Raw genomic sequence first — 16,963 nt, 5'->3', positions numbered from 1 at the left:
CACCCGCGGCCAACGGGCAAGGTGGAGTGGGGGTGTGGTTATGCCGCTGTCAGCGGAGCACGTACTGGCCATTCGTCAGCAAGAATGACTTGCAGCGCGGCGTGACTGACCGGGTTCACCGCGATCGGGGCAAGCAAATTCGCAGATGGACCAGAATGCTCCCCACCAGGAGTGACAATGACATAAATATCTGGGGTGTCGGTTCCCAATTCGCTGAGAGTTTCACCGGTGAGAGTGGGGGTGTAATCCTGAAAATAGGGCGCCGGATCCAAGAGGAACAACCGGCGATCCGACTGGTCACGGGCCGCGAAAAGCAGCCCCGCATCGTCAAGAGGTTCAACAGTGACCTCGTTCATGACCCCAATGCCGGGCAGGGGCGCAAGGAACGTCAGCGTGTGAGGAATGGTCATCGCAGGAAGTCCAAAAGGGTCGGCTGCAGCACGCGTGCTGAGGCGTTGAGGGAGCTTTGGTAGGCAACTTCTTGGAGTTTGAGGTCCATGATTGTTTGTGCCAGGTCAATGTCCTCAACTGAGGAAATGTCTGTGCGCAACGTTTCGGATTTGTAGCTGGTCAGCGAAATTGCTGACTCCACCTGGTTGGTGCGGGCACCAACTGTCGTGGCCGTGTTGAGAACAGCGTCGATGCGTGTATCCAGTTGGTTGAGCGCTGATTGCGGGTCACCACCGGTGCGTAGCGTGTTCGCAATGTCGTCAAGGAGCACAAAGACGTTGTAGTTGGGGGAGGCTGGGTCAGTTTCGGTGGGGTCACCAAAAACGCTTGCGCCATCAGCGTCGACCCGGACAGTGACGTCAGCGGCGATCCGACGCTCCACACTGGTGCCGGCAGCACCTGTGAATGCGTACCCGGTCCCCGTGTCTTCGAACGCGTGACCAGCACTTGAGGTACCAGCAAACACGGAACGGCCCAAATACTGGGTGTTCGCCTGCTCCATGATGCCGGCTTTGATGCCGTCAATTTCTGCGGCAACTGCCTCGCGGGCTTGTGCTGACATTGTTCCCAAGTTTGACCCTTGGACGGTGAGGTCACGGGCACGACGCAACATGGACGCAGTGGACGTGAGCGAGGAGTCAATGACGTTCAACCACGACAACCCATCCTGAGCGTTACGAGTGTACTGCTGAGTGGCGGCACGTTCCGCACGTAACGACATCGAGTCCGATGCGCGTGCTGGGTCATCGGAGACCTTCGCGATTTTCTTCCCTGAGGAGGCTTGCTCTTGGAGTTTGGCCATCGCGGAAAGGTTCTTCTGCATGTTGGCCAGCACACTGCGTTGCGCTGACTGCTGGGTGACGCGAGAGATCATCGTCCCACCACTCCTGTCCGGTTGATGAGCTGGTCAAGCATTTCGTCCACGGTCGTCATGACACGTGCCGCTGCTTGATAGGCGCGCTGGTAGCTGAGGAGGTTGACGGTTTCCTCGTCCGTGTCCACCGATGTCGCTGCGATGTGCAGACCCTCAGCGGTGGATTGTGCTGCGTAGGCCACTGTTGCTGAGTCTGCGGTGGCTTTTGCTGCCACACCTGTTGCGATCGCCGCGGTTTGCCACAACGCATCTGGTCCGTCGGTGGCGATCCCCAACTGGGACAGCGCATCGGCAACAGAGCCATCAAAGTCACCGGCGCCCACTGCACCAGCTTGGATGTCAGCAGGGTTGGTGATGGCAACGCTCAACGTTGCCGCGTATGGCCCAGCCCCCAGGTCAAACAGGGGAGGGGCGTTGTGTAGTGCGTTGACTTTGTCTGCCAGGGATTCGGCAATGGTGTTGTAGTGGTTCGCTGCGGTTGTGAGGATACCGCCGTCAGTGGCGGGTGCGAGGGCGCTGAGTTTCCCGGCAATTTGCCCGCCGTCGAAGCTGACGGCAGGGTTACCGGGGCGATCCCACACAACCTTGACTGCTGATGCGGCGTCCGTGGCGCCGGTGATGGCGGTAGCACCAGCAACGGTCAGTGTGCGAGAGGCGTTGGCTTGGACCAGGGGGTTCCCACCGACGTAGACGTCGGCGGTGCCGTCGTCTTGAAAGCGAACTGTTGAGCCGGTCAACGCGCTCAAGGAGTTCAGTAACTGGCCTCGTTGGTCAATGAGTTCGTTGGGGTTGCCGCCGGAGACGAGCGTCTGGCGGATTTGTCCGTTGAGTTCCGCGACGGCGGTTGCAGTGGTGTTGACCTCGGTGACGTGTGCTTCCACTTCAGCGCGCACTTGGTTCCATTGGGTTGACACCGCCGAGTAACCGGAGGCAATGCCTTGTTGAACTTGCTTGGCGTTTTCCAACACGACTTGTTTGGTTGCCAGAGTTTGAGGGTTGTTCGATAAGTCTTGAAACGATGTCCACAACTTGTTGAGTTGCGCTGAGATTCCGTCGTCCGAAGGTTCGTTGATGGTGGATTCGAGACGTTCATACACCTCCGCTCGTGCAGTGAGGTAACTCGCCGATGAGGTGGTGGTGCGTACGCGGGCGTCGAGGAAGATGTCGCCTAGCCGTGAAATGTCTGTGATCCGCACACCGTTCCCGATCTTTGCGCCCTGTGAAAAGAGGGAAGCCGTTTGACCTGCAGACACAGGGGTCATGTCAGCACGTTGCCGAGTGTAACCGGGCGTGTTGACATTCGCGATGTTCTGCCCAGTGATCTCCATTGCAGCGCGTTGTGCGTTGAGGGAGGAGAGGGCAGTAGACAGTCCCGAGAAGGTGCTCATGATTTCCTTTAGAGGCTCTGATCAAAGATCTGTGCTGGGGAGTCGGTGGTCGACCGTGTCGCACCGGTGTGGTCGTAGGTTTTTTCGTCGCGCTGGTAGTGGGCGATCGTTTCGGAGATCGCACGCTGTGCGGTGGTGAGAAGTTCTTTGTTGCCTGTGGATAGCGCATCAATCTCGGACACGAGAGTGAGCAGTGCCTGCCGGTGGGAGGTGAGGAGTTCCCCCCATGGGTCTTCTGCGCGTTCGCAGATGTCCAGGAGCGTGGCGTGTGTGGGGAGACCGAGTTGCGCAGCGACGTGGGTGGTTTCGACTTCACGTGCGAGTTCTGCCCCACGAATTTGTTCGAGGACATTTTCCACTTCACGTGTTGCGTGGGACAACCAACGGGACTTTCCAGCTGCAAGGAGGAGTTGTTCCTCTTCGAGCTTGAAGAGCAACAGCTCAAGCAACTGCCGTTCGTTCCACAGCAAGCTGTTGAGTGTGGACAGGTCCATGGTTCTCGCTTCTCTCCGTGGTGGTGGAACATCTTCTGTTTGTAGTGTCCCACTGTGCTCATCGGAGGGATGGGGAAATCTTTAGGAAAAACAGTGGAGACGGCTTTGGGAAGGGACTGGGCGGGTGAAATGATCCACTGTTTCATCACATTTTCTTAACGGGAGCGCTTCCACGGCCCTGGTTAGGGAGTTTTTGTGAAGGCTAACCTCACCAGCGCGAATGCGTGTCCGTTTTGGATGTGATCGATCACAAATACTTTGTTTCACGGGTGAAGAAATACTTTCCACGCGGTTAGTGTGATGCAAATCACAGTAATAATTGCTTTGGTCAAGAAACCGCGAGATTCCGGGGATGGGGACCTCTCCCCATCGCTTATTCGAATCACCTGTGCACCCCGAGTTGGTGTGAAGGTCTTGGAAATGTGTCCTCAAGCCTCCAGACTGAAACGCATGAGCACCATGACAGACACCCAAGAGCGCCTCGTGACCGAGAACTTGCATCTTGTTGGCTACCACGTCAACGATATGCTCGTGCGCCTGCCCAGCCACGTCACACGTGACGAACTGTCCTCAGCCGGACAATTCGCTCTCGTGCAAGCAGCCCGCAACTTCGACCCCTCAAGCGGGGTCCCGTTCGCGCGGTTCGCAGCGATCCGAATCAAGGGCGCCCTCGTCGATGAACTGCGATCCATGGATTGGGTATCACGCGGAGTTCGCAAAAAAATCCGCGACCTCAACCAGGTGTCTGACACACTGACCGCAACCCTTGGCCGAACCCCCACCCGCCAAGAGCTTGCTACCGCACTCGGTGTCCCCCTCAGCGACATTGACGATGCTCGCGACCAGGCAGCCACGAAGGTGCTCAGCTTCGAAGGGTACGACGGTGCGCTCGCCGAGGTTCTCCCCACCCGTGAGGTTGGTCCAGAAGCGGCGCTCATCGCTTCCGAACAAATCGTCTACCTCAAGTCAGCTGTCTCTGCTCTCCCCGAACGCCTCCGCGCCATTGTGGAGCAAATTTTCTTCGAGGAAAAGTCTGTCACAGAGATCGCCGAATCCTTGGGTGTCACGCAGTCACGTGTCTCACAGCTGCGTGCTGAAGCCATGGTGCTTCTGCGCGACGGGATGAACGCACACCTGAACCCCGACCGTGTGCCAACCCCAGAACGTGAAGGTGGTGTTGTCCACCGCCGCCGCGAAAAGTACTTCGCTGAGATCGGTGAACGAGTCCAAGCAACAATTACCGCATCAAAGGTGGCACAGTCTGTGCGCGCCGCCGAGGCAGCTGTCGTGGACGCGCTCAACGGCGGCACTCCACACGCAGAGCCAACGTTCGCCACCACAGCGTAAAAACTTTCACCATAAACATTCATGTCTAGTCGGCACCCGCCGATCACTGTAGGTAAGCGCCACGGATGGCGCCAGCCCGACCCGAACGAATCACGGAGGATGACATCATGGGTCTTTCTATTAACCAGAACATTGCGGCAGTAAACTCCTACCGCAACCTTGCGAACACTCAGAACGACCTTTCCAAGTCGTTGGAGAAGTTGTCCTCTGGGTTCCGGATCAACCGTGCAGCAGATGATGCTGCTGGGTTGGCGATCTCTGAAGGTCTTCGTTCACAGGTTGGTGGCCTGAAGGTCGCTGCCCGTAACGCGCAAGACGGTATCTCCATGGTGCAAACCGCTGAAGGTGCGCTCACGGAAACCCACGCGATCTTGCAGCGTCTTCGTGACCTTGCCGTGCAGGGTGCGAACGACTCCAACAACACCGAAGCACGCGCCAACATCACGACCGAAGCAAAAAGCCTCGTGTCTGAACTTGGTCGCATCGCCCAGTCCACCAACTTCAACGGCACCACACTGCTTGATGGAACAAAGACTGGGGCTACCGCGCTGAACTTCCAGGTTGGTGCAGACGGTAACACCAACTCCGCCATCACCGTTGACCTCGCCCGCGCAGACGTCGCGACAGTGGCAGCCAAACTCGCCGTTGGTGCTGCTGGCACGGTAACAGGTGTAAACGACGGAACTCTTGCTGGCATCAGCTTCGACAACCACACCGTTGCGCAGGCATCGATTGAGCGTATTGATGTGCAAATCGGAAACGTGTCGACTGCTCGTGCGGAGCTTGGGGCGTACCAGAACCGGTTTGAGCACACGATTAAGAACATTAACGTGGCTGTGGAGAACCTGTCTGCTTCTGAGAGCCGTATTCGTGACACCGACATGGCTCAGGAGATGGTGCAGTTCACTCGTGCGCAGATCCTGTCTCAGGCTGGTACTGCGATGCTTGCTCAAGCAAACCAGATCCCTCAGGGTGTTCTCTCCCTCCTGCGCTAATCTGATTTACCAGCACGATCACTGTGCGGCCCTTCTCACATTGAAGAAGGGCCGCACTTTTTTCTTATCCCGCCACGAACACTGCCGATAACGTAGGTAAGCGCCATGGATGGCGTTGTCTTGTTGGCCCGCTCGAATCACGGAGGATGACATCATGGGTCTTTCTATTAACCAGAACATTGCGGCAGTAAACTCCTACCGCAACCTTGCGAACACTCAGAATGACCTCTCCAAATCACTGGAGAAGTTGTCCTCTGGGTTCCGGATCAACCGTGCAGCTGATGACGCTGCTGGGTTGGCGATCTCTGAAGGTCTTCGTTCACAGGTTGGTGGCCTGAAGGTTGCTGCCCGTAACGCGCAAGATGGTATTTCGGTTGTGCAGACTGCTGAAGGTGCGCTGACCGAAACCCACGCGATCTTGCAGCGTCTTCGTGACCTTGCCGTGCAGGGTGCGAACGACTCCAACAACACCGAAGCACGCGCCAACATCACGACCGAAGCAAAAAGCCTCGTGTCTGAACTTGGTCGCATCGCCCAGTCCACCAACTTCAACGGCACCACGCTCCTCAACGGTGCTGCTGACCTGAACTTCCAGGTTGGCGCTGATGGTGACGCGAACTCACGTATCACCGTGAGCCTGGCTAGCGCAAACGTCGCGACAGTGGCAACCAACCTGGCTGTGTCCAACGAGGCCGGCATGGGCGACACCACCGTCAACGACGGCACTGTTGCTGGTATCGGGTTTGACACCCACACCGCAGCACAGTCATCCATCGAGCGTATCAACGCCCAGATTGAGTCTGTGTCGACTGCTCGTGCGGAGCTTGGTGCGTACCAGAACCGGTTTGAGCACACGATTAAGAACATTAACGTGGCTGTGGAGAACCTGTCTGCTTCTGAGAGCCGTATTCGTGACACGGACATGGCTCAGGAGATGGTGCAGTTCACTCGCGCGCAGATCCTGTCTCAGGCGGGTACTGCGATGCTTGCTCAAGCAAACCAGATCCCTCAGGGTGTTCTCTCCCTCCTGCGCTAATCGCCAGCGGGTACTTTTCTGATTCTTGTGATCAGTGGTGTGGCTCTCCTTTCACCCGAAAGGAGAGCCACACATTTTTCTTATGCCCCCGCCAGTGGTGCCGATAACTAAGGAGAACGCCACGGACGGCGTCATCTCGGCCCTTTCGAATCACGGAGGATGACATCATGGGTCTTTCTATTAACCAGAACATTGCGGCAGTAAACTCCTACCGCAACCTTGCGAACACTCAGAATGACCTCTCCAAATCACTGGAGAAGTTGTCCTCTGGGTTCCGGATCAACCGTGCAGCTGACGATGCTGCTGGGTTGGCGATCTCTGAAGGTCTTCGTTCGCAGGTTGGTGGCCTGAAGGTTGCTGCCCGTAACGCGCAAGATGGTATTTCGGTTGTGCAGACTGCTGAAGGTGCGCTGACGGAAACCCACGCGATCTTGCAGCGTCTTCGTGACCTTGCCGTGCAGGGTGCGAACGACTCCAACAACACCGAAGCCCGCAAGAACATTGTCACCGAAGCGACCCAGCTTGTTTCCGAGCTCACCCGTATTGGTGAATCCACCAACTTCAACGGCACCAAACTTCTTGACGGTGGTGCAGCAGCCGGCGTGGCGACTCCAGGAACCGACGCCTACGAGCTGAACTTCCAGGTTGGCGCAGACGGTAACACCAACTCTGCCATCACTGTGGACTTGAAGAACGCTCACGTCATTGGTGTGGCAGAGGCTCTGACTGTCCGTCAATGGGATGGCGGTGCTGATGACTGGGCAGCTGCTGCCGGCGCTGAACTGGACTTCTCCACCCACACCGCAGCGCAGGCATCGATCACTGCGATCAACGCCCAGATTGAGTCTGTGTCGACTGCTCGTGCGGAGCTTGGGGCGTACCAGAACCGGTTTGAGCACACGATTAAGAACATTAACGTGGCTGTGGAGAACCTGTCTGCTTCTGAGAGCCGTATTCGTGACACGGACATGGCTCAGGAGATGGTGCAGTTCACTCGTGCGCAGATCCTGTCTCAGGCTGGTACTGCGATGCTTGCTCAAGCAAACCAGATCCCTCAGGGTGTTCTCTCCCTCCTGCGCTAATCTGATTTACCAGCACGATCACTGTGCGGCCCTTCTCACATTGAAGAAGGGCCGCACTTTTTTCTTATCCCGCCACGAACACTGCCGATAACGTAGGTAAGCGCCATGGATGGCGTTGTCTTGTTGGCCCGCTCGAATCACGGAGGATGACATCATGGGTCTTTCTATTAACCAGAACATTGCGGCAGTAAACTCCTACCGCAACCTTGCGAACACTCAGAATGACCTCTCCAAATCACTGGAGAAGTTGTCCTCTGGGTTCCGGATCAACCGTGCAGCTGATGACGCTGCTGGGTTGGCGATCTCTGAAGGTCTTCGTTCACAGGTTGGTGGCCTGAAGGTTGCTGCCCGTAACGCGCAAGATGGTATTTCGGTTGTGCAGACTGCTGAAGGTGCGCTGACCGAAACCCACGCGATCTTGCAGCGTCTTCGTGACCTTGCCGTACAGGGTGCGAACGACTCCAACAACACCGAAGCACGCGACAACATCAAAACTGAAGCCGATTCACTCATCAAGGAACTGGGCCGAATTGGTGAATCCACCAACTTCAACGGCACCAAACTTCTCTCAGGCGACGTCGACTCAGGCACCACTGGCGCACAAACAACACTGAACTTCCAGGTGGGTGCAGACGGTGACGCGAACTCACGCATCACTGTGAACCTCGCCAATGCCAACGTCGTTGGTGTGGCGACCGCACTGGGATACGACACCGCAACCGGTAACGTCAACGCCACCGCATTTGATGTCACCGACCACGCCTCCTCACAGGCCACCATCACCGCAGTCAACGCCCAGATTGAGTCTGTGTCGACTGCTCGTGCGGAGCTTGGTGCGTACCAGAACCGGTTTGAGCACACGATTAAGAACATTAACGTGGCTGTGGAGAACCTGTCTGCTTCTGAGAGCCGTATTCGTGACACGGACATGGCTCAGGAGATGGTGCAGTTCACTCGTGCCCAGATCCTGTCTCAGGCGGGTACTGCGATGCTTGCTCAAGCAAACCAGATCCCTCAGGGCGTTCTCTCCCTCCTGCGCTAATACCAGGTGGGGCCACCCCTCCCACCATTCAGCGCATCGACAGTGATGGCGTGACCCACACCCGGGTCACGCCATCACTGCTTTGCACAGCAAGTGCACCTGAACACTAAAAAGTCTGGGGACTGTGCCGATGAGTACAGCAGTACCAGCCCCACACAGATGAGGATGAACGTCCATGAGCATGTCCATTGGCGGCATTGCGTCCGGTCTTGACACGGCATCGATCATCGATCAGTTTATGCAGGTCGAAGCGATCCCACGCACACAGCTCCAGACCAAGCAGAAGACCACGGAAACGTTCGTTGCCGCGCTGCAAGCGCTCAACACCAAAGTGTCGTCACTGACGGAAAATGCTGCCAAAGCGATGAAGTCGGCGAGTTTCGATGTGTGGAAGGGGACGGCAAGTTCGGACAGTGTCACTGTGTCTACAGGGACAGGGGCTGCAGCCGGTACCTTAGAGTTCCGGGTTGATGCTCTCGCCCAAGGCAAGTCCACGTTGTCTGGTGTTCTGGCTGACGCATCGTCACTGTTGACGGGTGGCGATTTCACGATCACCAAGGGGGACGGATCAACTCATACGATCACCCCCGTTTCCAGTTCGCTCGCTGACCTTGCTTCTGCGATCAACAGTGACGCCGAGTCCGGTGTGAAAGCAACTATTGTCAACACGACTGATGGTTCACGCCTGCAACTGACCGCCACAAAAACGGGTGCAACTGACGGTGCTTTCACGATCACGTCAGGAACGGCAGAGGCCGGATTCAGTAGCATCCGTGGTGCGCAAGATGCGCAAATCACCCTGTGGCCCTCGTTGGGGTTACCTGGCAGCACCGTCACCAGCGCGTCCAACACGTTTTCCGACGTGATGGCGGGCGTGAACGTCACTGTGACGAAGGTCAGCGCCCCCACCGATGACCCCATCACCGTGGACGTTGCCAAAGACACGGAGGCCGTGTCAAAACTTGCCAACAATCTGGTGGCCCAGCTCAACCAAGTGATTAATGAGGTGGCTTCACGGTCCAAGGTCACGACCTCAACTGGATCGTCAGGACAACAAACGACCACCGGTGGTCTCTTCACCGGAGACTCTGCGACACGGCAACTGGTGTCTCGGTTGACCGAAGCAGGTTCCTACGCTGTGGATGGTCGTTCCCCCAGTGAAATTGGGATCGAGATTACGCGTGATGGAACGTTCACCTTTAACGAGGAGAAGTTCCAAGAAGCGTTCGCTGCCGACCCTGCCGGAACTCAAGCGTTCCTCACAGCGGTGGCCACTCGGGTCGAGAACGTCGGAAAAGCAACCTCCGATAAGTATGACGGGTCGTTAACGCTTCGAGTGCAATCCCAACAGTCATTGGTGCGGGACTATGGGACCCAAATCGAGTCGTGGGATCGCCGTCTGGAACAGCGTCGAGCGAACTACGTCCAAATCTATACGGCTCTCGAATCGGCACTGTCGAACTTGCAGAGCCAAGGAACATGGCTCTCCAGTCAGCTGTCGTCATTGCCCTCCACAAGCTCGTAAGGACTTTTGGTCATGAACTACACGAACACCCGTGACGCCTACCTCCAGGATGCGGTCTTTTCTGCAAGTCCAGCGAGGCTCCTCACCATGCTTTTTGACCGGTTGGTCCTTGACCTGGAGCGTGCAGAGAAAGCAATCACCGGTGGTGTGCCACTGGAGGCGACCCCGCATTTGCTTCATGCTCAAGACATTGTCACCGAGTTGACGAACACCCTCAACGTGGAGGTGTGGGAAGGGGGCAAGCAACTTCAGGCGCTTTACCTTCACCTGTACTCTGCGCTTGTCGCTGCGAACATGAACAAATCCGTGGATGAGATTCGTGATTGCCGTGACATTGTGGAACCACTACGCCAGACCTGGCATGAAGCTGCGAACGCGGTGGCAACGCACAATGCCCCCGCGCGTTCGGCTGCTCCAGTGCGGCAGCCGGTCAGCACAGGAGCCGGCTCGTTTGGAGAACTGGGCGTTGGCTGACCACGACGCGTGGCAACGCTATCTTGTGGACCTTGATATTGCGTTGGCGCAGGCAGAGGAACTTGCCGCGCACGTTCAGGATGCCGCTGCGTCTGGTGACTACGCACAAGCAGGTCGCGCATCGGAAAGTATTGTCTCAGGAGCTCACACGCGCCCCACATCGCCGCGTCCCCCAGCGGGTGAGGCAATTCCGGACGCCCTGGTCGACTACGCCCGTGATATTGCGCAGCGCCAACAGCGTGCTGCACGCACACTGTCTGAGCAGCAACACAAGATTGCCGGTGAACTGGACACAATGTCACGGCGTCAGGCGACGCCCTCGAGTGGGCCGGTCTACCTTGATACGCAGGGATAACAGGAGTGGGGCGGGAGCAGCCGCTGCAACATAAATCCGACGATGAAAAAAAAGTGGGGACTGGTCCCCACTTTTTTCTTTACCTTTTCTCCGATCGACCGATAGGTCAGATGGAGCAAAGGAATGCCACCACCGGCCACGGACAGGCCACCACCGCCAACCACGAGGTAACCCGTGTTTGACTCAGTGACCTATGTGGCACTCAACAGTGCCCTCGACGGGCTTGCGCAACGGCAACGTGTCATCGCGAACAACGTCGCGAACATCAACACACCCAATTTCCACGCGCAACGCGTGCAATTTGAAGACGAACTGTCACGGCAGGTGCAACGCGGCAACGGCGCCGTCACGCCCACCGTGCAACGGTCACTCGAACCCACACGTCTTGACGGGAATAACGTCAACCTCGACACCGAAACGTTGCTCAACATCGACACGGTGCTGCGATACCAGTTGGCCACCCAAGCCATCGACGGAACCTACTCATCCCTTCGCGCCGCTATGAGGACAAACTGATGACCACCTTCGGAGCCATTGGCATTGCCAGCACAGGCCTCACCGTCAACCGGAAATGGCTTGACGCCGTCTCGGACAACCTGGCCAACGTCAACACGGTGCGCCCCACAGACGAAGAAGCATTCCAAGCACGCTACGTCATCGCGCAAGCAGCAGGCGGACCACGAGACACCGCAGGAACCCAAGTCGCAGGCATCGAACTCGGAAGCGCTGAAGGACGACTCGTCTACGAACCCGACCACCCCCTCGCGGACGAAGGCGGGTATGTGCGCTACCCCGACATTGACCTGTCCTCCCAAATGAGCCAGCTCATCATGGCGCAACGCGGCTACCAAGCAAGCACCGCTGTTGTGGAACGCGCACGCGCCACCTATGAACAAGCACTGTCGATTGGACGAAACTGATGAGCATCCCAGCGATCGGCGCACTGACAAGCGCAACCGACCCCAACGCACTCATGGCGGTCACATCGACCGGCCTTATCACCCCGCCCGCCGGTGGGGGAACTGTATCTGACTCTACGTTCGGGCAGATGTTGACCAACTCGATCGACAACCTCCAAGGGTTGCAAGAAAAATCTCAAGGACTCGCCGTCCAAGCGGTCACCGGAGATTTGGATGACATTCACGACTACACCATCGCCTCGACAGAAGCGAAAGTGACACTCGAACTGACCGCCGCAATCCGGAACAAAGCCGTTGACGCATTCAACGAGATCATGAGGATGCAAGCGTAATGCCGCAGCAGATCACCAACGTTTTTACGCGACTGTTCTCCGCGATCCGAGAGTTTACGGTCGCTCAGCGCACCCTGGCACTCATTGGACTTGCCGGTGTCATCGTCGCGTTAGTGGCGCTTGCCATGTGGGCCACGCGGCCACAAATGCAACCGCTGTACACCGACCTCGCCCCAGCCGATGCAGCTGCGATCGTTGACCAACTCGCCGCGAATGGGGTGCAATACCAGCTCACCAACGGTGGGTCCACCATTCTTGTTCCTTCTGGACAGGTGTATGACCAGCGCCTCAAGGTTGCGTCCTCAGGGATCAGTCCCTCAGCGGAAGGAGGCTACTCGCTGTTGGACAACATGGGAATGACCTCCTCGGACTTCCAACAAAACGTCACCTATAAGCGTGCACTTGAGGGTGAAATCGCGAAGACCATTACCGCGATGAACGGCATTGAGGTCGCATCTGTGCAACTAGCCATGCCCGAAGACACTGTGTTTGTCTCCCAAAGCGCAGACCCCACAGCATCAGTCTTTGTGAAACCCAAAGCAGGGGTCACCCTTGCAGATGACCAAGTCGCTGCCATCACCCAGTTTGTCTCCGCCGCAGTAGAGGGCATGAAAGTGGAGAATGTCGCGGTGATCGACTCCGACGGGCAAGTGCTCTCCGCAATGGGCGGATCAGGAACTCACGGAACGAACCTCAAAGAAACCCAACAGTACGAACAGCGTATTGCCGCCTCCCTGCAAGGGATGCTCGACCGAATCTTGGGTAACGGGATGGCAGTGGTCTCAGTGACCGCCGAACTTGACTTCGACGCGACTGAGCGTGTGAGTGAGTCCTATGATTCTAACGAGGACGCCCTGCCCCTCACTGAACGAGAAACCACTGAGGAATACACCGGGACAGGAAACGCCGCTGGTGTTCTCGGCCCAGACAACATTGCAGTTCCCGAAGGACAAACCGACGGTAACTACACGAACACGTCCAGCGAGCGCAACAATGCCGTGGACAAAACCACCGAACGTATTGTCACAGCTCCAGGAACAGTGCGCCGCCAGTCGGTGTCAGTAGCAGTTGACCAGCAAGCTGCAGCCACGATCAACATCAATGACCTGCAAGCCATGGTGACTGCAGCTGCCGGGATCGATGAGGAACGAGGGGACACCGTCACGGTGACCCGGATGGCCTTTGATGACACCACAGCGCAAGCTGCTGCCGAAGCACTGACCGCAGCAGAAGCAGAAGCCGCTGAAGCTGCCCAGATGGAGATGTACCGCAACCTGGGAATCGCTGCGATCGCTCTGGTTTCCATCATCGCGTTGAGTATTGTTGCTGCTGCCCGTCGTCGCCGCAACCGGATGCCGCAACAGGTGGAACAAGAGGCACTAGACCTTGGTGAAGTGGAGCTAGCTCCGGTCCCAGCGTACAACGCAGCTGCGGAACTGGAACAACTAGAGTTCCCAGAAATGCCGGAACTTCCTGCCGCCCCCGATGACAAAGCGTTGCGCGCCGAAAAGAAGCGCCAAGACGTGGTGACCCTCGCGGATGAAGACCCCAAGCAAATGGCGGAAATCCTCAACGAGTGGATTAGCACGGGAGGTCGGTCATGATCACGTCCTTTAGTGCAGATCAACTGACAGGGACGCAAAAAGCTGCCCTTGTTCTCATGCAGATTGGTCGTGACCGGGCAGCCCGCGTCATGGCGAACCTTGATGAACCAGTCATTGAAGCACTGACCGCTGAGATTGTGCGCATGGAGCGGGTTGACCGTGACCTCGCAGACCAGGTGATTGAACAGTTTCACCAGGTGACATTAGGTGGTGTCTCCCTTGTGTCTAACGGTGGGATGACTGTTGCTCAGCAACTGTTGGAAGCATCGTTTGGAGCGGAAAAGGCTGAGGAACTCATTGACCGTCTCACCGCATCCATGGCGGGACAAACCTTTGAGTTTTTGCAGCAGGCGGATGCGCGCCAAGTGTTGGCGTTGCTTCACGGTGAACACCCTCAAACCATGGCGCTTGTGATGGCGCACCTGCGCCCAGAGCACGCGTCAGCGATCATGGCTGGTTTGCGCCCTGAGCTGCAGGCTGAGGTTGCCCACCGCATCGCCATGATGGAACGTGCCGCCCCTGACGTGGTGCAAATTGTTGCTGAAGCACTGAACCGGAAAGCGACCACAGTCCTCACTCCGCGTGAGACTGCTGCTATTGGTGGTGTGGCTCCGCTGGTGGAAATCATCAACCGCGCAGACCCAGGAACCGAAAAGTTGATCCTCGAAGGCCTGGAAGCGCGCGACGCAGAGTTGGCTGAGGAAGTGCGGTCGCAAATGTTTGTCTTCTCCGACATCACGTTGCTGGAAGACAAAGCGTTGCAGCTTGTACTCCGTGGCGTGGAAACTGTTTCTCTTGCACTGGCGCTCAAGGGTGCTGGGGTTCCCGAGAAGGACGCTGTCATGCGGAACCTGTCCGAGCGTGCCCGCGAGAACCTCACCGAAGAAATCGATCTGCTTGGTGCCGTGCGCATGTCGCAGGTTGAGGAAGCCCGGTCGAGCATTGTTCAGGTTATTCGTCGCCTGGAGGATTCTGGCCAGATCACCATTCGCCGTGAGGGTGAAGATGAGTACGTCTCCTGAGATCCGTCCTGCGACGTTTACGCAGACACGACTTGTTGCGATCAACGACGAGTCAGTCCGTCAGGCACGCCAGGATGCGGAGGCTCGTGGGTACGCGGCTGGGTATGCGGCGGGTGCACGAGTGGCTGCTGGTGAAGGCAAGCAGTTGCGCGAGACGTTGCTCGCTCAAGCTGATGCGGACCGTGCTCAGCGTGACGCGCGCCTTGAGGGTGTGATTTCTGCGCTGCACGCAGCAATGCGGGCGGCTGATGACCGGGTAGTTCCGGTGATCGCGGACGCTCAAACAACGTTGTATGCGTTGGCGTTTGATTTAGCCAGTGCGATTGTGGGTACGGAAATTGCTTCCCCGTCTGCGGATGTTCCGGTGCGCCAGGGAGCTTTGTGGGCGTTGGAGCGAGTTCTTGCTGAGCCTATTGAGGCACCGGAGTTAACGGTGCGGATGCACCCGGTTGATGTGGCTGCGTTGCAGGCGCATTGGGACCGGGTGGTCTCTGTTCTTGGCCGTGATGCGTCACGTCTTCATTTGGAAGCTGATCATGGGTTGGCGTCCGGTGACGCGGTCGCGGTGTTGCCGCATGGTTTCCTTGATGCGCGTCTGGCTGCTGCCGCGCAACGTGCTCGGGACGAGTTGGCTCATGCGGGCGTCCCCGTGGGGGATGCACATCTGGGGGAGGGGGCACGATGACGTCGTTGGCGTTTGCCCCAGTGTGGGACAAGGCACGCTTGGCTGCTCGTCCGGAGCGGGTGGGTGTGGTGAGTCGTGCGGTGGGTTTGTCTCTCGATGTGCGTGGGCTTGATTGCGCTGTCGGTGACGTTGTTGCGGTGGGTGAGTCGGGGACGCCTGCTCGCGCTGAAGTTGTTGCTGTTCATGATGGGTTTGCCACCTGTATGCCGTTGACCGCGATCCCGGCATTGCGTGCAGGTGCGCAGGTGCGACACACGGGGGGTGGTATCCGTGTGCCAGTGGGGAGTGGCTTGTTGGGCAGGGTGATTGACCCGCTGGGTGAGCCTATTGACGGTCTTGGTCCGTTGACCCACGTGGATTTTGTTGATGTGGATGCCGCTGCCCCGCACCCGCTCGCCCGGCAGCGGGTCAGTGAGCCGTTGGCGTTGGGTGTGCGAGTCATGGATACTCTCACGTCGGTGGGGCGCGGGCAACGGATGGGATTGTTTGCGGGGTCCGGGGTGGGAAAGTCGACGCTGTTGTCGATGATTGCTCGCGGGACAGACGCCCAAGTGTCGGTGATCGCTCTCATTGGTGAGCGTGGTCGTGAAGTCCGTGAATTTTTGGAAGATGATCTGGGCCCGGAGGGTCTTGCCCGGTCGATTGTCGTGATTGCGACGTCGGATCAACCGGCGTTGATGCGGCAGCGTGCAGCGTTTACTGCGACCCGTATTGCGCAGTGGTTGGCGCAGATGGGCAACGATGTTGTCCTCATGATGGATTCGTTGACGCGGGTGGCGATGGCGCAGCGTGAGATTGGGTTGTCGGTGGGGGAGCCACCAGCGACTCGAGGGTATCCGCCGTCAACGTTTTCGGTGCTCGCGAACCTGTTGGAGCGTGCTGGTTCTGCTGAGCAGGGCACAGTCACGGGACTGTATACCGTTCTTGTTGATGGTGATGACCACAATGAGCCGATTGCTGATGCGGCTCGGTCGATCCTTGACGGGCACGTTGTGTTGGATCGCAAGCTTGCGGTGCGGGGCCACTACCCGGCTATTGATGCGTTGGCGTCAATTTCCCGTGTCGCATCGAAAGTGAATGACCCGGCCAACCAGGCGCATGCCGACACGTTGCGTCGGTTTATGGCGGCGAAGGCCGGCGTGCAGGACTTGATTGATATTGGGGCGTACGCGGCAGGGTCGAATCCGACTGTTGATGCGGCGCTCGCACAAGCACAGGACATCACCTCGTTCCTGTGTCAACGCATGGGGGAACCAGCCCCCCTTGCCGAATCGTGGAATCGGTTAGCTGACTTGGCCAGTGCGTTGGAAGCGCACGTGGGTTCTTCGTCGGCGTGAC

19 protein-coding genes are annotated in these 16,963 nt (G+C 57.7%); 15 read left to right on the top strand and 4 right to left on the bottom strand.

Features of this window, described 5'->3' with window-relative positions; translation table 11 throughout:
• Window positions 1-38: 38 nt before the first annotated feature.
• From JDEN_RS10270 to flgN, 4 genes are read right to left on the bottom strand one after another with little or no spacing between them, the layout of a single operon-like run.
• Window positions 39-410 carry a flagellar assembly protein FliW gene (locus JDEN_RS10270; RefSeq protein ID WP_015772309.1) on the bottom strand — a complete coding sequence of 124 codons (372 nt, stop codon included), beginning with the start codon at window positions 408-410 and terminating at the stop codon, window positions 39-41.
• A complete protein-coding gene (gene flgL / locus JDEN_RS10265; RefSeq protein ID WP_015772308.1) occupies window positions 407-1,324 on the bottom strand; it encodes a flagellar hook-associated protein FlgL in 918 nt (305 codons plus the stop codon). The genes JDEN_RS10270 and flgL overlap by 4 nt, the downstream gene beginning before the upstream one ends.
• Window positions 1,321-2,712 (bottom strand): flagellar hook-associated protein FlgK, encoded by a 1,392-nt coding sequence (gene flgK / locus JDEN_RS10260; protein WP_015772307.1) that lies wholly within the window; start codon window positions 2,710-2,712, stop codon window positions 1,321-1,323. The genes flgL and flgK overlap by 4 nt, the downstream gene beginning before the upstream one ends.
• Before the next feature lie 8 nt (window positions 2,713-2,720).
• A complete protein-coding gene (gene flgN / locus JDEN_RS10255) occupies window positions 2,721-3,206 on the bottom strand; it encodes a flagellar export chaperone FlgN (protein WP_015772306.1) in 486 nt (161 codons plus the stop codon).
• 450 nt (window positions 3,207-3,656) lie between these two features.
• Here flgN and JDEN_RS10250 point away from each other — a divergent pair, with 450 nt between their 5' ends.
• From JDEN_RS10250 to JDEN_RS10180, 15 genes are all read left to right on the top strand, one after another.
• Entirely contained in the window at window positions 3,657-4,553 is an 897-nt protein-coding gene (locus tag JDEN_RS10250; RefSeq protein WP_226926558.1) for a sigma-70 family RNA polymerase sigma factor, read from the top strand.
• Window positions 4,554-4,660: 107 nt separating this feature from the next.
• Complete coding sequence (locus JDEN_RS10245) at window positions 4,661-5,548, top strand: flagellin N-terminal helical domain-containing protein (protein WP_015772304.1); 888 nt, start codon at window positions 4,661-4,663, stop codon at window positions 5,546-5,548.
• 154 nt (window positions 5,549-5,702) lie between these two features.
• Window positions 5,703-6,584 (top strand): flagellin N-terminal helical domain-containing protein, encoded by an 882-nt coding sequence (locus JDEN_RS10240; protein WP_015772303.1) that lies wholly within the window; start codon window positions 5,703-5,705, stop codon window positions 6,582-6,584.
• Between the two features lie 167 nt (window positions 6,585-6,751).
• Complete coding sequence (locus tag JDEN_RS10235) at window positions 6,752-7,666, top strand: flagellin N-terminal helical domain-containing protein (protein ID WP_015772302.1); 915 nt, start codon at window positions 6,752-6,754, stop codon at window positions 7,664-7,666.
• A gap of 154 nt (window positions 7,667-7,820) precedes the next feature.
• Window positions 7,821-8,708, top strand: coding sequence for a flagellin N-terminal helical domain-containing protein (locus JDEN_RS10230; protein WP_015772301.1), 888 nt, complete (start codon window positions 7,821-7,823; stop codon window positions 8,706-8,708).
• 175 nt (window positions 8,709-8,883) lie between these two features.
• Window positions 8,884-10,233: a flagellar filament capping protein FliD gene (gene fliD / locus JDEN_RS10225; RefSeq protein WP_015772300.1), complete on the top strand. Its 1,350-nt coding sequence runs from the start codon at window positions 8,884-8,886 to the stop codon at window positions 10,231-10,233.
• 12 nt (window positions 10,234-10,245) lie between these two features.
• Entirely contained in the window at window positions 10,246-10,707 is a 462-nt protein-coding gene (gene fliS / locus JDEN_RS10220) for a flagellar export chaperone FliS (RefSeq protein WP_015772299.1), read from the top strand.
• Window positions 10,700-11,062: a hypothetical protein gene (locus JDEN_RS10215; RefSeq protein ID WP_143713292.1), complete on the top strand. Its 363-nt coding sequence runs from the start codon at window positions 10,700-10,702 to the stop codon at window positions 11,060-11,062. Before fliS ends, JDEN_RS10215 begins: the two co-directional genes overlap by 8 nt.
• 174 nt (window positions 11,063-11,236) lie before the next feature.
• Complete coding sequence (locus tag JDEN_RS10210) at window positions 11,237-11,578, top strand: flagellar basal body rod protein FlgB (protein WP_015772296.1); 342 nt, start codon at window positions 11,237-11,239, stop codon at window positions 11,576-11,578.
• The gene (locus JDEN_RS10205) at window positions 11,578-11,982 is read left to right on the top strand and encodes a flagellar basal body rod protein FlgC (protein WP_015772295.1); all 405 of its coding nucleotides are present in this window, start codon (window positions 11,578-11,580) and stop codon (window positions 11,980-11,982) included. The genes JDEN_RS10210 and JDEN_RS10205 overlap by 1 nt, the downstream gene beginning before the upstream one ends.
• Entirely contained in the window at window positions 11,982-12,314 is a 333-nt protein-coding gene (gene fliE, locus JDEN_RS10200; RefSeq protein ID WP_015772294.1) for a flagellar hook-basal body complex protein FliE, read from the top strand. Before JDEN_RS10205 ends, fliE begins: the two co-directional genes overlap by 1 nt.
• Window positions 12,314-13,918 (top strand): flagellar basal-body MS-ring/collar protein FliF, encoded by a 1,605-nt coding sequence (gene fliF, locus JDEN_RS10195; protein ID WP_015772293.1) that lies wholly within the window; start codon window positions 12,314-12,316, stop codon window positions 13,916-13,918. The genes fliE and fliF overlap by 1 nt, the downstream gene beginning before the upstream one ends.
• Window positions 13,915-14,940, top strand: coding sequence for a flagellar motor switch protein FliG (fliG, locus tag JDEN_RS10190; protein WP_015772292.1), 1,026 nt, complete (start codon window positions 13,915-13,917; stop codon window positions 14,938-14,940). The genes fliF and fliG overlap by 4 nt, the downstream gene beginning before the upstream one ends.
• Complete coding sequence (locus tag JDEN_RS10185; RefSeq protein WP_015772291.1) at window positions 14,924-15,625, top strand: FliH/SctL family protein; 702 nt, start codon at window positions 14,924-14,926, stop codon at window positions 15,623-15,625. Before fliG ends, JDEN_RS10185 begins: the two co-directional genes overlap by 17 nt.
• A complete protein-coding gene (locus tag JDEN_RS10180; protein WP_015772290.1) occupies window positions 15,622-16,962 on the top strand; it encodes a FliI/YscN family ATPase in 1,341 nt (446 codons plus the stop codon). The genes JDEN_RS10185 and JDEN_RS10180 overlap by 4 nt, the downstream gene beginning before the upstream one ends.
• Window position 16,963 lies beyond the last annotated feature (1 nt).

Origin of the sequence: Jonesia denitrificans DSM 20603 (assembly GCF_000024065.1) — a bacterium.
Taxonomy (GTDB): domain Bacteria; phylum Actinomycetota; class Actinomycetes; order Actinomycetales; family Cellulomonadaceae; genus Jonesia; species Jonesia denitrificans.
The sequence above is the reverse complement of the archived record's forward strand: the minus strand, read 5'-3'. Positions and strand labels throughout refer to the sequence as shown.